Below are 15,907 nucleotides of genomic sequence, written 5' to 3' on the forward strand. Positions count from 1 at the left end.
ATTAATAACTATTTCAGAGGGAAGGTGTTTTAAAATCTTTGGTTTCGTAGGCAAGGCAGAAACTTTTTAGTTCACACTCAGGGCATTTGGGCGTACGGGCGGTGCAAATATATCTGCCGTGCAGAATGAGCCAATGGTGTGCCACTGAAATTTTATCTTTAGGCAGATACTTTATTAATTCTTTTTCTACCAGAAATGGATTTTTAGCTGTTTTAGGAACTAAGCCTAAACGATGCGAAACACGGAACACGTGCGTATCAACAGCCATTGCAGGTTGGTTATAAATAACTGATACAATCACATTGGCGGTTTTTCGACCCACACCAGGCATTTTTTGCAGTTCTTCTATAGTGTTTGGTACTTCTGATTGAAAATCACTCACTAAAATACGAGCCATGCCCACCAGATGTTTGCTTTTGTTGTTAGGGTAACTTACACTCCTTATATATTCAAATACTTCATCGGCTGTCGAGTCGGCCAGACTTTCAGCAGTGGGATAACGCTCAAATAATTTAGGTGTTATAAGATTTACCCGTTTATCTGTGCATTGGGCTGAAAGTATCACAGCCACTAATAATTCATAGGGATTAGTATAATGAAGTTCGGTTTCGGCTTGAGGATAATGTTCGGTAAAATAAGTAACTAAAGCTTTATAGCGATCTTTTTTATTCATTGTCTGTGGTAAATTTTAAAGCATCTCCCAAATTAGCAAAAACTAATGGTTGAAAGCAAAACTGTACTTCAGGAGTCACCTACTTGATATTCTTACGTCTGTTACGTTGGAAATCTTCCAGCACAAATCCCCCTAAACCATTAAGATTACTATAATAAGCACGCCCATTATTTACCTGCGTAAACTGCTGCACAAATTGTTTCAGATAAGGGTCTGAGGCAATCATGAAGGTTGTAATCGGAATCTCTAAGCGGCGCGCCTGTGCAGCAATCGTCAGGGTTTTATTTACAATTTTGCGGTCGAGACCAAAGCTGTTTTTATAATATTTGATACCCTCTTTCAAACAGGTTGGCTTACCATCAGTAATCATAAACACTTGCTTGTTTTTAGTTTTCCTACGGCGCAATAAGTCCATTGCCAGTTCTAATCCGGCCACCGTATTGGTATGGTAAGGCCCAACTTCCAGATAAGGTATATCTTTGAGTTGAATTTGCCAGGCATCGTTACCAAAAACCAGAATATCAAGCGTATCTTTCGGATATTTGGTACGTATTAATTCTGCCAGAGCTAAAGCCACTTTTTTGGCAGGAGTAATACGGTCTTCACCATATAGAATCATGGAGTGAGAAATATCAATCATCAATACGGTTGAAGTCTGTATTTTTGATTCACGATCAACTACCTCCAAATCACTTTCTAATAGCATAAAATCATCAATCCCACTATTAATCTGAGCATTTTTCAATGATTCTGTCATAGAAATCTGTTCTAAAGAATCACCAAACTGAAAGGCACGTACATCACTGCTTAATTCATCACCAACCCCGGTATAAGGTGTATGATGGCTACCGCTCGACTTTGTACGTTTCAGTTTACCAAAGATTTCCTCTAAAGATTGTTTTCTGATGCTCTGCTCACTTTTAGCCGTGATGCGATATTGCTGCCCTTCCTGATTTTCTTCGGTTATATAACCCTTTCTTTTCAAATCTTCTATAAAGTCAGCCATACCATAATTATCGTCAGTGAGCTGATACTGGCGATCAAGGTCGCTCATATAGCTTAGTGCCTGACCTACGTCTCCGGCTGTAATCAACAATAATTGCTGAAAAATATTGAGCAATTGCTCAAATCGGGTGTTGCCCTTCATTTCGGGCTTAAATTCTGAAAAACGAAAACCAAACATGACAATCAGTGATTTAGCATTTATTATCTCTCTGTTAATATTAACGCTTTTTGTTCGCTTAAAGTTTGGTCTTATAAACAATACATACTTTTTAAGAACTATTAAGAGCTGGCTTGTCTAAAATCCGAAGATTTGCCGTAAATTGCAACGTTTTTATAGTAATTGGCGGATCATGAGCATAAAAAAAATATTTTTCACTCTTTTATTGTCTTTTCTTTTCGGTTTATGCCACGCTCAAATTCTTGATGATTCTACCAAACAAGTTTACGGACTCAAAACTACCCGTTATATTCTTGAAGACGACATTCTGAATAACCGCAAAACTTACTATAACCCTGATTCTACCTTAGATGGGTTTCACCTGTTCGACAGAAATCTTAAAAGTGGCTGGTTGTATCAGGACTTAGGTTTGATAGGCACCGCTGTAAAACCCCTGTTTTTTCAGCCAAACGAAGAAGTAAGTAAGCAATTAGGTTTCACAACTTATGGGTTTTATGCTTTTGATGCCAGAAAATCCAAATATTATAATACTAAATCGCCTTATACCAATATGTACTATGTGCAGTCTGGTGGAGGAATGTTATACCTTGATTTTACCCATTCGCAGAATATTAAACCCCGCTGGAATATCACTTTTGACGTAAGAAGATTAACCTCGGCTAAACAATATGGTGCTCCGCAAACCAGAGAAGAAAGATTGGTGGATAGCTGGGCATTAATAACATCCTCTAATTATGAATCCAAAGATGGGAAGTACACTATTTTAGGTACTTACAATCACTTCAACCATGCACCTGTTGAGCAGGGGGGGATAAAACCTTTAGATGATGGGGCTAAGTTTGTAGAAACAACTGATCTTGGTAATTATAAGAATTTCCTGTCAAGATTAAGTAATGCTTCTTCGCGGGACTGGCGCAACGAATTTCATATTTACCAGCAGTATCAGTTATCGAATGGCTTTCAGGTCTATCATATTCTTGATTATCAAAGACGTATTGACTACTACCATGACAATCGTTTTAAGGCTGATACTACCGCAGAAGGTATAAATTATTATGGCATACAAACACCAAAAGATACCGCTCTCCTGAATCTCATTCCCGACTCACTTTCTTTAGCTCTAAGGTATCGGTTGATTGAAAATAAATTCGGTATAAAAGGTATTTACAGAGGTTTTGCCTACAGGCTTCATCTGCGTCATCGCTTTTATAATCTGACATCTGATTTCGGTGACGATTTCAGACTAAGATTTCAGAATGAAGTTCTGGCCGGGGCATGGGCTAATTATTATTTTCCCGATAGCCTCAAAAGGGCCTATGCAGAGTTTGAAATAGGTACTAATCTGAATTATAAACTTAAGGCAGAGTATATAAGTCCTTGGCTAAACGCAGGTTTTACCCAACTTTCTACACCAGCATATATATTAGATGAACATTTTATGAGTGATGCTTATAACTGGAATAGCAGCCTTAAAAATCAGTTTTCCAATAATATATATGCCTCTACCACCATTCAGTCAGGCAGGTTCAGGTTTTTACCGGAAGCACATTATTCGCTCATTGATAATTATATTTATTACGACACAAAGGCACAGGTACAGCAATCGTCTGTTCCGATAAGTATTTTCCGGGCTGGTTTAGGGATTGAGTACCGCTGGAAAAAATTTCTTTTAGCCAATCAGGTGTATATTGCCGGAAATTCCGAGAAAGATATTATCAGAATGCCAGCTATTACAAACAACACTACAATTGCTTACGAATTTACCTATGCTAAGAGATTGCACATTAATGCAGGAGCCGAAATCTACTATCGTTCTGCCTATTATGCAGATAATTATATGCCGCTTACCAGACAATTTTATTTGCAGAACGATAAAAAGGCCTGGGGGTACCCCGTAGTAGATGTATTTACTAATATGAAAATCAGTAAAGTGAGGTTTTTTCTGAAATTTGCCCATATTAATCAGGGCTTTCCAGCCAGTGGATATTTTGTGAGTTCGGTATATCCTGGTTTGCGTCGTACATTCTTCCTGGGAGCCAACTGGCCATTGTTTGATTAAAAAATAATAAAATTTTCATTAAAATAATGGCAAAATATCTCCTAACGTAATTTTATCAATTTAATTATTTAGGTTTGTAGAAATTGTTCAAATAAAGAATTTGTATCTTTGCACACTTTTAAACCTAAACTCTTGATACATGGTGTTTTGGCACTATTTACTACCGATTCTTTTTTTTACTGCTGTCTTTGTTCAACTCATTTTCATTTTGGGTATTTTTCCAGGGTTATTATCGCATCAGGATGCCGAACGTGATACCATTTCGAGTCAGAAGCCCGGAGTTTCGGTTGTTATTGCAGCCTGGAACGAACTTGAAAATCTGAAAGAATTGTTGCCTGTTTTAGAGGCACAACAATATCCTGACTTTGAGATAGTTGTCGCAGACGATCGCTCACATGATGGTACTTACGATTATCTCTTATTTAATGAGGGAGGTTATTCAAAAGTTAATTTTGTCAGAATTGAGTCATTACCCGCCCACTTTACAGCCAAGAAATTTGCTGTAACGATGGGTATCAAAAAAGCTACTAAAGACATTATTTTGTTGACCGATGCCGATTGTCGCCCAACCAGCGAATACTGGATTGATACGATGGTGGCTCAGCTTGATAAAGATAAAGACATTGTTCTGGGTTTTTCGCCTTATAGTTTTGAGGATTCACGTCTTAATTCCCTGATTCGTTACGAAACTTTTCAGACCGCATTACAATATATGTCTTTTGCAAAAGCCAATATTCCATACATGGGTGTTGGCCGCAATCTGATGTATCGCCGGGATTTATTCTGGGTAAGCAATGGTTTTTCGAGCCATCATGGATTATTAGGAGGTGACGACGATTTATTTGTGAATGAAGTCTCCAACAAAAGCAATGTGGCCATTTGTATCGGTGAAGAAGCACATATGGTATCCGAGCCTAAGAAAACCTGGGGTGAATGGATTACCCAGAAGCGTCGCCACCTTTCAGTGGGCAAGCGGTATAAGTTCCGAGATAAGTTTTTGTTAGGTAGTCTTGCAACAAGCCAGCTATTATGCTGGTTTATATTATTACCAACGTTCTTTATTAAACCTGATTGGTTTGAAGCTCCTGAATGGTCAAGAATTCCGACAGAATGGCTTGACGATAATAATTTACAGGATTTTTATCCTTATAATGACTGGATGCGGTTAGTTACAGGTGTATTTCTTGGTTGGTTGTTTATCAGATGGATAATACTGGCAAATGCCAATAAGAAATTAAATTATACCATACGCTCATTCAGAATCCCTTATTACGATTTTCTGTATGCTTGCTATTATTTAATTTTTGGTTTGATTACCATTTTCTCAAACCCTAAAAAAATTAAGTGGAGATAAGATAAATTTTACTCTTTTGTGTGCTGATTATGTCCGCTAATATAGATATACTGACAAAATATTTTCCGAAACTCACCGATAAGCAACGTGAGCAATTTGAACAATTGCAGGAACTTTACAGTTTCTGGAATAACCAGATTAATGTCATTTCAAGGCAGGATATTGAGAATCTCTACGAAAAACACGTGCTGCACTCTTTAGGTATAGCTAAAGTGCTTAACTTTAAACATGGTACAGAGATTTTAGATGTGGGTACTGGTGGAGGTTTTCCGGGTATTCCATTAGCAGTCATGTTTCCTGAGTGTCATTTTCATCTGGTAGATTCAATTGGCAAGAAAATTAAAGTAGTAACAGAAGTAGCTCAGGCAATAGGTTTAAAAAACCTGACGGCTCAGCATGAAAGAGCAGAAAATGTAGCAAGCGATTTTGATTTTATAGTGAGTAGAGCCGTAACCAGACTTAAACCGTTTTATGGTTGGGTGCAACATAAAGTTACACGAAATCAGTTTAATGAGCTGAGAAATGGAATCCTGTATCTGAAAGGTGGAGATCTGGATGAAGAATTGCAGGAGTTTGGCAAAAAGTATAAGCTCTACAATCTTTCAGGTTACTTTGAAGAGGAGTTTTTTGAAACTAAAAAGGTAGTGTATGTGCCGTTCTGATGCACATAGATGTTTGACTAACCCATAAATAACCAATACAATGAACGAACGATTTTCAGCAAGTACACTTAAAAATCCTGTTATGCCGGATGAAGTCATTTTCAGCGAAAAAGGCGTTACCTTCAGGGCAAGAAAAATTTTTAGTAGCTCTGAAAACTTTGTTTTTTATAACGACATTGCGGGTGTAGAAATTGATTCAGGTATATTTTTCTCAACCATACGCATCAAAGCCAGGGCAAGAGAGCATGAAATTGTGATTAAGAATTTTACAAAAGGAGATGCCCGGAAAGTAAAAGAACTGATACTTGAGCGCGCTTTTCATTAAGATATGTCTGCTGTAGCCTTCATCAGATCCGACCTTAATGAGGTGGTTGTTTCAGCAAAACTCTGGTTTTATGGAAGTTTTGCAACACCAGATCTGGCAGGTAAAATTGTGGATGAAATCAATAACCAGTACAATGAAGCACAAGGCAGAATCCTGATAAGGGAAGCTAATGGTAATCAATCTCCCTATTCTGTCAGATTTGACATAGAGTCTGCTACAGTATCGGTAGATGAAGTATTTAATCTGGTACAGAGCAATACCGATTACCGGAATAATTATATCAGAATCGAGCAGGATAATTTCCTGAAACGCTCATTTATGGGTAATACATTGGGCGGTAATGTAGGCCACTGGCTTATTAGTGATAATTTAGGTGAATCCACCACTGCTGCACACGAATTTGGTCATTCATTAGGGCTTGACCACCCCGCTGATGTTGATTTAAGAGACAGAGAATTGCCGCCACCTATAATGGCTCCCAGAGGAACATTGGTCAGATCCAGATTCCAATGGAACCCTGCAGTAATTGCGGGAGAATTTGGTGGAACAATGAAACCGATTTACAGAAAAGTATGCGCTGAAGAGATAGAGATGATATTTGCCGGCCAGGTTTTTTCTGAAGAGGGGACACTCAATTTGGGCATACTCAGCAATCTGGTATATGATGAAGTCGGAAATCCGTACTACTTCATTGTGTAATATAGTCCTGAACTTCTATTTGCCTGATTTGGGTGATAATACTGATTCTATATGACTGAAAGACAAAACCCTATTAAGGTAGCTTATTTATATGGGTAGTTTCTTTAAAAAATTATTAACTCATCAGCGAAATCAATAATTACATTCCAGGATAATCAAAAAAACTAATGGATTTAGGTGTTAAAAATATTTTAAGGGTACTTCGTGGAACAAGCGTAGGAATGTACTTAGGCGATAAGGAAGGTAATGATGTTTTGCTCCCTAAGAAGTACATCCCCGATGATTTAATAGTTGGCAATGATATTGAAGTGTTTATTTACAGAGATTCAGAAGATCGTATTATTGCTACAACTCTTGAGCCTAAAGTTGAACTCAATCAGTTTGCCTACTTACAGGTAATGGCCGTTACGGGCGTTGGGGCTTTTTTGGATTGGGGGCTGGAAAAAGACCTGTTTGTGCCATTTAAAGAACAGAATAAAAAATTGGCAACTGGCGATTGGTGTGCGGTATATGTGTATCTTGATGAAGAAACTGACCGGCTTGTGGGCTCATGCAAAGTGAACAGGTTTTTTGAAAAAGAAAATATTGATCTCAAAGAGGGCGATGAGGTAGATCTGTTGATTTTCGAAGAAACAAATTTAGGACTCAATGTAGTTATTAATAATAAGTTTAAGGGCTTGATTTATGAAAACGAGATTTTTCAACGCATAAAGTTAGGTAGCCGGACAAAGGGGTATATTAAGCTTATCAGAGAAGATAACCGGATTGATGTGAGCCTGCAAAAGCAGGGGTATGCCAATATTGAGCCCAATGCACATAAAATATTAGAGAAGCTTAAAGCTAACGAGGGCTTTCTGGATATTACAGATAAAAGTGATGCCAATTATGTGATGTACCAGTTAGAAATGAGTAAAAAAACCTTTAAAAAGGCCATCGGAGGCTTATATAAACAGCGTTTGATTCGAATTGAAGATGACGGTATTTATTTAATCTGACAACAAAAAAAGCAAATATGAAACAAATTATCTTTACAGAAAAAGCACCTGCTGCCATAGGTCCATATAGCCAGGCAGTGCTGGCAGGAAACACACTCTATGTATCGGGGCAGATAGCCTTGGAACTGGCTGCTTCTGGTGATATAAAGGCTGAGGCAAAGAAAATTATGGAGAACATCGGGCATATATTAGCAGAGGCTGGAATGGATTATCCAAACATTGTGAAATCAAGTATTTTTCTAAAAAATATGGATGATTTTGCCCTTATAAACGAAGTGTACGGGAGCTATTTTCCCTCAGACCCCCCGGCAAGAGAAACAGTTCAGGTAGCGCGGCTACCTAAAGATGTAAACGTTGAAATTTCAGTAATTGCCGTTAACTAAATTTTAATCTCATACCAGAAAATTTAATATGAAAGTCTTGAACTTGATTATCAGGTGTTTGCAAAAAGGATTATTCTTCCAAATAAAATAAATCCTTACCGTAAAATAATTTTCATTGTTAAGAATGTATCTTTAATAAAGAAAATCTTATATATTTACAAAAAAAGAAATTCCTCCCATTTGTAACTAAAACTAAATAGTTTAGCTATGAGAAAAAATTATTTTCTATCTCTATTATTGTTGATGAGTGCTTTTTGGAATGTTGAGGCTAAAGAGAGAGAAATCTCAAAAGAAACCGCGCCTACTTCCACCGCAATGGTTGCACCATTACCAAAACCAACGGGTCTTGACGGACAATCTATAGGCGGAGTTGGAACCCAGATCAATTTGTTTTGGAATGATAATTCTTCTGGTGTTTCTCAGGAAACAGGATTCCAGATTGCCGTTTCAAGTGATGGCGGTGCAACTTATAGTGTTAATAACGCAGGGCCTAATTTAAGTGCAATTGCAAGTGGAACACTTCCAGGTTTAACACCAGGTACAACCTATAAGATTGCGGTTAGAGCCGTAAAAACCAGTGCAGGGCCAACAACATTTTCTGGCTGTACTGTTAGTATTACAGGCCCGACTGATAACATTGCTGACCTGTATTCATGCTGGAGCGATATCGTCACTATATCAACTAATCCAACTGTTCCTACTGCCCCTTCAAATGTTGTTATTCTTGACAACGAAACAACACAGACAACAGCAAAATTGTATTTTAATGACAATTCAACCAACGAGCAAGGGTTCTATATTTCACGTTCTACCAACGGAGGCCCCTGGGTGCCTGTTGTAACTTTGCCGGCGATGCCTGGTACTGGTCAGCGTACCTATATTGATAATACTTTACCTGACGCTTCCTATCATGTATATCAAATAGCTGCATATAATGTGAGCGGTCTTTCAACTGTGGTTGCATCAAGACAGTTTGAAACATTGCCTTATCGCCCACAGGCACCTTCAGAATTGATATCTCCCTGGACTACCCTGAATAAAATTCGTCTTGAATGGACAATCAATTCAACCAATCAGACTGCTTTTGTTATTCAACGCTCATCTGACGGTAATGGTTGGTATGACCTGACAGATAGCTGGTTTCCGTATATCAATTTCTTTGAAGATGAAAACGTGAGTGAAGGACAGACATTTTATTACAGAGTTCTTGCAGTAAATAAAGGAGGCCGTAGCGAACCTTCAAATGTGCTTAAGGCTTCTACAAAGAAAAGAGTACCACCGCCTGCACCTTATGATTTAGCAGCCAAAACCATTTCACCTTATAGAATTGACCTGAACTGGTCGAATCAGATTTTTGGTGAATACGATGTGCCATTGTCTACAGAAATCTATCGTTCATCAGTAAGTGCAACCGACGGTTTTGTGCAGATAGCTATTCTTTCTCCTGAACAATATACTTACAGTGATACCACTGGTAAACCTAAAACAAAATACTGGTACAAATTATTGTCGGCTAATACTTTCGGGCAATCAGCCTATTCAAATATAGCATCGGCTACTACTTTAGGTCCACCAAGCACACCAACTGATTTGCAGGTTGTATCAACAAAAGACAGCTTGGGTAATGATATTTTAGTAGTACACTGGACAGATGCATCTGATGATGAAGATTACTTTGTATTAGACCGTGCAACAGACGTAAACTTCACTCAGAATCTGCTTACGGCTAACTTATTAAAAAATTATACATCGGCTACCAGCATTCCGTTTGATGAAGGTGTTACTTACTTCTTCCGTATCAGAGCCGTCAACGTACACGGGTCTTCTCCTTACACAGACTGGACAAGTGTTACTTCATTCTATACTGCTGTTCCGAACAAACCTTATGCTTTAAAAGCTACTGCCACCACAAGTGCTGTAACTTTGACATGGGGTGATGATTCAAACAAAGAAGCAGGATTTGAAATTGAACGCTCTACTGATGGTACAAACTGGGGTAAAGTAACAACTACTGCTATGAATGTTATCTCTTATGTTGATAATACGGTAGCTGCCAATACTAAATACTGGTATCGTGTAAGAGCTGTCAATCCAAAAGGTAGTTCAGACTATTCTAATGTAGTAGTAGTATCTACACCTGCTGCTGCAAATGGTCTTGTAGGCGGCGCTGACCATATTACAAATGATGCCTGGGTGGTTTATCCAAACCCTACTGCTGATGCAGTACGCGTTACACTACCTGAAAGCATGCAGAATCAGGCAGGTGTTGTAACAATTATTGATAGAATGAACAGAGAAGTTATCAAATCCAAATTGAACTCAAATCAGACAGAATACCGCTTTGATCTGAGCAACTTCTCAGAAGGAACTTATACCATCAGCATCCGTACAGGTTCTCAGCAAATCTCGAAGAGAGTATATAAGTATTAATTGAAACAATGAATACATAAATAATAAAGAAGCGTCTCAAAGAGACGCTTCTTTTATTTTCACAACTTTTGCTAAATTAAAATACTTATCAAATAGCCTTTGAAAAAGTATTTTGTATCACACTGCCTGTCTGGCGAATGTACTTGTCGAAAACAATACATACGTTTCTGATAAATGCACGTCCATCTGCTGTAACCTTTACCATATTATCTTTGAACTGAATAATGCCATCTTCCTGTAGGGCCAGCAATTGCTTTATTTGTTGCTGACTGAGGTCATTCAACGAGAAATCAGTCTCAAATCGGCACATCAGATTCTGTATATAGTTTCTCCATATCATATCTTCTTCTGATTGTATATGCCCTCGCAGAATAGGGAAGATATGATTTTTGGTAAGGTCTATGTATTCATCTAAACTCTTTGTATTCTGAGATAAAGCCGTCCAGGAATCACTAATAGCCGATACCCCTAACCCAAGCATACACTTAGACTGCGAGTTGGTATAGCCCATAAAATTTCGGTTGAGTGTACCATTCTGGCTTGCTTTGAAGAGTGTATCCGAAGGAATGGCAAAGTGATCCATACCTATTTCTGTATAGCCGTTTTCCTCGAATATCGTTCTGCCTAACTCATATAATTGTCTTTTGGCTTCAGCACTGGGTAAGTTATTCTCATCAAAGCCGCGCTGTCCGTTTCCTTTTAGCCAGGGTACATGCGCATAAGAATAAAGAGAAAGCCTGTCAGGAGACAATTCTATAGTCTTTCTGATGGTTTTTTCAAATTGTTCTGTATTCTGAAATGGCAATCCGAAAACTAAATCATGGCTGATAGAAGTATAGCCAATCTCACGTGCCAGTTCAGTTACTTTTTTTACGTTTTCAAAGGGCTGAAGCCTGTTGATAGCTACCTGTACTGTGTGGTCATAGTCCTGAACACCGAAACTTACCCTGCGAAATCCTAAATTGTAGAGTGTCCTTAAATGCGCCTCTGTGGTGTTATTAGGATGACCTTCAAAACTAAACTCATGAGTTGCGCTTACCTTTGAGCCAGACAAAATGCCCTCTATTAATTCTTTGAGGTTTTCGGGCGAGAAGAAACTGGGTGTACCACCTCCTAAATGTATTTCTTCAATCACAGGGGCTTCTCTTAATAAATTTCTGTACATCTGCCATTCTCTGAGTACGGCTTCTATATAAGGTACTTCAAATTGATGGTTAACTGTGATACGTTTATGGCAGGCGCAGAATGTGCAAAGACTCTCGCAAAAGGGGAGATGAATATAAAGACTTAGTTTCTTTTGGTTTTTATAGGTCTTAATGAAACTTTCTTTCCATTGAGCTTCTGTAAAGTTATCATTATCCCAATACGGTACTGTTGGATAACTGGTATATCTTGGTGCAGAAGTATTATACTTCTCAATAAGTGCTGATTGTGTCATCTCCTCTTTTTTTATTCAAAAGTAGTATTGAGATAAAAAAAGAAATATGATGAAAATCATATTTGCTAATTTCTTAGCCTTTTTAGTTTTTCAATATTTAAAATAGTAATTCTTCCCGACTCTACTTCTATTAATTTTTCATCTCTGAAATCTGATAATGTACGGATTGCTGTTTCGAGAGAAGTACCTGCGGCACTTGCTAAGTCTTCTCTGCTTATTTTCATGGAAGATAGATTGTCCTGATAGAAACGAAGTAATGCTTCAGATACCCTTTTTCTTACAGAGTTATAGGCCAATTTCAGCAGGTTCTCTTCATTGGCTTTGATATTTTTGGAAAGTAGCTGAATGAATTTCTGAGCCACCTGTGGATTCTGATGCAGAAGTACGTAAAAATCTTTTTTAGGAATCAGACAGATTTCTGTTTCTTCTAATGTTTCGGTAGTGTCTGTAAAGTTAGTTTCCTGAATCAGGTCTACATACCCTACAAAATCTCCGGCGTTATAGAGATTAACTATAAATTCCTTCCCGTCATCATTAGTTTTAAATGCTTTTATTTTCCCTTTTTGTATATAATACAGATATAACGGAAAATCCCCCTCTCTATAAATCTCAGTTTTTTTCTTAAAATATCTGACCTCCCTGTTTTCTGTCAGTTTTTTTAGTTCCTGTTCACCATTGGCATCTGCAATTAACTGGTCAAGCCCGGCAATATCCTGCGAGTAGTGCTTTTTTGATACTTCTTTTTTGCGGAGGCGGCTTTCAATAGCACTTAATAATTCAACATCATCAAAGGGTTTTGTAATATAATCATCAGCTCCCATATCCATTCCTTTTCTGAGATCAGTACGTTCTGCTTTAGCAGATAAAAAAATAAATGGAATAGTCGCTGTTTTTTCCTGTTTTGAAAGAAGGTGCAAAACACCGTATCCATCTAATACTGGCATCATTATATCACAGATAATCAGGTCAGGTATTTCTTTTAAAGCTAAATCTACGCCTACTTTTCCGTTTTCAGCTAACAGAACTTCATAACCGTCTAATTCTAAAATTTCAGAGGTATTTTCTCTGATTTCTGCATTATCTTCAATCAAGAGGATTTTTTTCATAATATGGTGCGCTACTTATAAGTATCGTGGTAGTGTAATAATAAATTCTGTGCCTTTGTTTACCTCACTTGTAAAATCGATTTTACCTTTCAGAAGTAATACGTATTGATTCACAATACTTAGCCCTAAGCCTGTTCCCTGAATGGCCTCAGCATTACTCATACGGTAAAATCTTTCGAAAACGTGTTTTTTTTCAGCCTCAGGTATGCCAATGCCTTCATCTTTTATACTGATAATTACTTGGCTGTCTGTCAATAGCCCTTTTATCTGAATAGAGGAATTTTCCGGCGAAAACTTGATTGCATTAGAAATAAGATTAATGACAATGTTTTTAATAAGCTTGGCATCAAGTCTTACTTCATATGAGTCGTTCAGGGCTTCACAAATACAATCAATTCTTTGCCCTTTTTTAGCAATCCCCTGCATCTGCTGACCTATTTCGTCTACCAGTTCATTAATGGCAAAAGACTCGGGAGTTACCACAACCTTCCCTTCTTCAAGTTTATTGAGCGATAAAAAATCGTTAAGTATTTCTGTCAGATTTCTTACTGATGATTTGATCCGGTGAATATGCTTGTCCCGCTTTTCGTTTTCATCTAAATCTCCATATTTTTCAACCAGCGACAGGGAAGAAAGAACTGTTGCCAGAGGTGTACGAAACTCATGTGAAGCAATGGTAATAAACCTTGATTTCATCAGATTTACTTCTTGTTCACGTTTCAAGGCTCTGTCTAATTCATCTTTGGTTTTCTCTAATTTCTGAATTGCCTCTTTCAGTACCAATGTGCGCTCTTCTACTTCAACTTCCAGTTCATTTTTATAACTTACCAGCTTGTTTTCAGCAATCTTCCTGATCGAAATGTCAATCACAAAGGCAATTACATAGGCTCCTTTGCTGTTTTGATAAGGACTCAGGCTGATTTCTACCGGAAACTCAGAGCCATCTTTACGCTTGGCATATAAATCCATACCACTCCCCATAGACCTTGCATGCGGATGCTCATTGAAATTCATTCTGTGGGCAGTATGCATCTGACGAAAGCGATTCGGAATTAAATCTTCTATCATCAGATCAGCCAGTTCTTCAGGCTCATACCCAAACATCTCAGCACCGCTGGGGTTTACACGTACAATTTTGCCTTGTTTGTCTGCTATCAAAATCCCTTCAGTAGCAAAGAGAAAAATCGCCTCTGATTGGTGTAATATATCCATTTCCTCTATTGTTGGCGGGCTGCCAGTTTTCTTTTTCATCAGCAAAGGAGAGAAGTTTTAGCACCTAAAAATATGACAAAAATCAGGTTTCTGAAATAGTATTGACAAAATTAATTGAATTATCATATTCTAATATGATAATGCTCATATTCATTAGGAGATGAAATTCTGAATTTTGTTGTATTGAAAAACTATATATATGAAAACCATTTTATTAGCCACCGATTTTTCAAAAGCTGCCAACAAGGCAATATATATCGCTACTCAAATCGCTATTAAACAACAAGCCCGTCTGATACTATTTCATTCGTATCGGTTTTTAAATACTTACGATGATAACTATGGGTATCCGATTGATGAAGTAAAAAAGATTAGTACAAAGAAATTAAACTATCTGAAAAGACGGATTCTTGAAAAAAGTGAACAGCCTCTTGAAATTATCTTGTGTAATAGACATGGCTTTGTGATGGATACTATAAAGGAAGCAATAGCTGAATATAATGTGGATTTGATAATAATGAGTAGTGTAGGGGATGCTCCTTTGGGGGCAGGATATTTTGGAAGTATTGCTACTGAAATGTTAGGTAAACTGAAAGTTCCTATGCTAATACTACCACCCGGATATAAACTCACTTATATTGAAAACGCCGTAATGGCTATTGACCTGAAGAAGCCCATTGATGCGATCGTTTTTGAGAAAAGCATTTATTTCCTCAGGGATTTAGGTGCGATCGTAGATGTGCTATATGTAGCTAAAAACGAAGCAGAAGCTAATAGTGAAGAGACAAAAGATGCGGTTTTAGGGCTTAGAGAATTATTGAAAAATGTGCCTCATACTTTTCAGACAATAATTGGCACCAGGCAAGTGGATGAAATGAATGCTTTTGTGAAAAAAAGAAAAGCACAATTGCTGATCACATTTCCGCAGCATCATACTTTTTTTGAGAGAGTTTTCTTACAGGGTAACACCCGTCGCTTGGTGTTTGATGCAGAAGTACCTGTATTGGCTATTCATTAAATTAAAAAACTATTATTTATGAAAATTGTCGTTGATAAAGAAATGACCGTTAGTCAATTAGGAAGAGCGTTCAACGAAGTTTATCCTTTCCTTAAAATTGAGCTGTATTGTAAAGGCAATGAAGTAAGTAATGATAGTTTTAATACATTAGGGGAGATTGCAAATGTGAAAAAACCATCAATATTTATCATTTCACCTACGATGACTATTCATGAAATCGAAACTTATTTCTGGGAAGAATTGGGTCTGCAGGTAGCAGTTTTCAGAAAAGTTGGTAATTCTTGGATACATACCTCTTTCACCAACGACTGGACGCTTGAGAGACAGAACCGAACGGGGATGAATATCTTCGGGGCAATTGCATGAGTAT

15 protein-coding genes are annotated in these 15,907 nt (G+C 37.7%); 10 read left to right on the forward strand and 5 right to left on the reverse strand.

Annotated features, from left to right (window positions below):
- Positions 1-13 precede the first annotated feature (13 nt).
- Positions 14-673 carry an endonuclease III gene (nth, locus tag H1R81_RS00640; RefSeq protein WP_181838736.1) on the reverse strand — a complete coding sequence of 220 codons (660 nt, stop codon included), beginning with the start codon at positions 671-673 and terminating at the stop codon, positions 14-16.
- 79 nt (positions 674-752) lie between these two features.
- Entirely contained in the window at positions 753-1,856 is a 1,104-nt protein-coding gene (locus H1R81_RS00645) for a VWA domain-containing protein (RefSeq protein ID WP_181838737.1), read from the reverse strand.
- Positions 1,857-2,028: 172 nt separating this feature from the next.
- On the opposite strand from H1R81_RS00645, the gene H1R81_RS00650 reads away from it, so the two are divergent.
- The 8 genes from H1R81_RS00650 (at position 2,029) to H1R81_RS00685 (ending at position 10,763) form a co-directional block, all read left to right on the forward strand.
- Positions 2,029-3,915: a putative porin gene (locus tag H1R81_RS00650; RefSeq protein ID WP_181838738.1), complete on the forward strand. Its 1,887-nt coding sequence runs from the start codon at positions 2,029-2,031 to the stop codon at positions 3,913-3,915.
- Between the two features lie 208 nt (positions 3,916-4,123).
- Positions 4,124-5,269, forward strand: a complete 1,146-nt coding sequence (locus H1R81_RS00655; RefSeq protein WP_229251032.1) for a glycosyltransferase — start codon at positions 4,124-4,126, stop codon at positions 5,267-5,269.
- Positions 5,270-5,298: 29 nt separating this feature from the next.
- Complete coding sequence (rsmG, locus tag H1R81_RS00660; protein WP_181838740.1) at positions 5,299-5,931, forward strand: 16S rRNA (guanine(527)-N(7))-methyltransferase RsmG; 633 nt, start codon at positions 5,299-5,301, stop codon at positions 5,929-5,931.
- A gap of 40 nt (positions 5,932-5,971) precedes the next feature.
- Positions 5,972-6,256, forward strand: a complete 285-nt coding sequence (locus H1R81_RS00665; protein WP_181838741.1) for a PH domain-containing protein — start codon at positions 5,972-5,974, stop codon at positions 6,254-6,256.
- A 3-nt stretch (positions 6,257-6,259) separates the two neighbouring features.
- Positions 6,260-6,955, forward strand: a complete 696-nt coding sequence (locus H1R81_RS00670; protein WP_181838742.1) for a hypothetical protein — start codon at positions 6,260-6,262, stop codon at positions 6,953-6,955.
- 167 nt (positions 6,956-7,122) lie between these two features.
- On the forward strand, positions 7,123-7,950 hold the full coding sequence (locus H1R81_RS00675; RefSeq protein WP_181838743.1) for a S1 RNA-binding domain-containing protein: 828 nt from the start codon (positions 7,123-7,125) through the stop codon (positions 7,948-7,950).
- A gap of 17 nt (positions 7,951-7,967) precedes the next feature.
- Positions 7,968-8,333: a Rid family detoxifying hydrolase gene (locus tag H1R81_RS00680; protein ID WP_181838744.1), complete on the forward strand. Its 366-nt coding sequence runs from the start codon at positions 7,968-7,970 to the stop codon at positions 8,331-8,333.
- A 207-nt stretch (positions 8,334-8,540) separates the two neighbouring features.
- Positions 8,541-10,763: a T9SS type A sorting domain-containing protein gene (locus H1R81_RS00685; protein ID WP_181838745.1), complete on the forward strand. Its 2,223-nt coding sequence runs from the start codon at positions 8,541-8,543 to the stop codon at positions 10,761-10,763.
- Between the two features lie 88 nt (positions 10,764-10,851).
- Here H1R81_RS00685 and hemN read toward each other — a convergent pair whose 3' ends face one another.
- The 3 genes from hemN to H1R81_RS00700 all read right to left on the reverse strand — a co-directional run bounded on the left by hemN (position 10,852) and on the right by H1R81_RS00700 (position 14,558).
- The gene (hemN, locus tag H1R81_RS00690) at positions 10,852-12,201 is read right to left on the reverse strand and encodes an oxygen-independent coproporphyrinogen III oxidase (RefSeq protein ID WP_181838746.1); all 1,350 of its coding nucleotides are present in this window, start codon (positions 12,199-12,201) and stop codon (positions 10,852-10,854) included.
- Between the two features lie 65 nt (positions 12,202-12,266).
- The gene (locus H1R81_RS00695; protein ID WP_181838747.1) at positions 12,267-13,307 is read right to left on the reverse strand and encodes a response regulator; all 1,041 of its coding nucleotides are present in this window, start codon (positions 13,305-13,307) and stop codon (positions 12,267-12,269) included.
- Between the two features lie 15 nt (positions 13,308-13,322).
- Positions 13,323-14,558, reverse strand: a complete 1,236-nt coding sequence (locus tag H1R81_RS00700) for a PAS domain-containing sensor histidine kinase (protein ID WP_181838748.1) — start codon at positions 14,556-14,558, stop codon at positions 13,323-13,325.
- 160 nt (positions 14,559-14,718) lie between these two features.
- On the opposite strand from H1R81_RS00700, the gene H1R81_RS00705 reads away from it, so the two are divergent.
- Both H1R81_RS00705 and H1R81_RS00710 read left to right on the forward strand, forming a co-directional pair.
- Positions 14,719-15,537 carry a universal stress protein gene (locus tag H1R81_RS00705; RefSeq protein ID WP_181838749.1) on the forward strand — a complete coding sequence of 273 codons (819 nt, stop codon included), beginning with the start codon at positions 14,719-14,721 and terminating at the stop codon, positions 15,535-15,537.
- 18 nt (positions 15,538-15,555) lie between these two features.
- Positions 15,556-15,903: a hypothetical protein gene (locus H1R81_RS00710; protein ID WP_181838750.1), complete on the forward strand. Its 348-nt coding sequence runs from the start codon at positions 15,556-15,558 to the stop codon at positions 15,901-15,903.
- Positions 15,904-15,907 lie beyond the last annotated feature (4 nt).

The organism is Emticicia sp. BO119 (genome assembly GCF_013912375.1).
Classification (GTDB): domain Bacteria; phylum Bacteroidota; class Bacteroidia; order Cytophagales; family Spirosomataceae; genus Emticicia.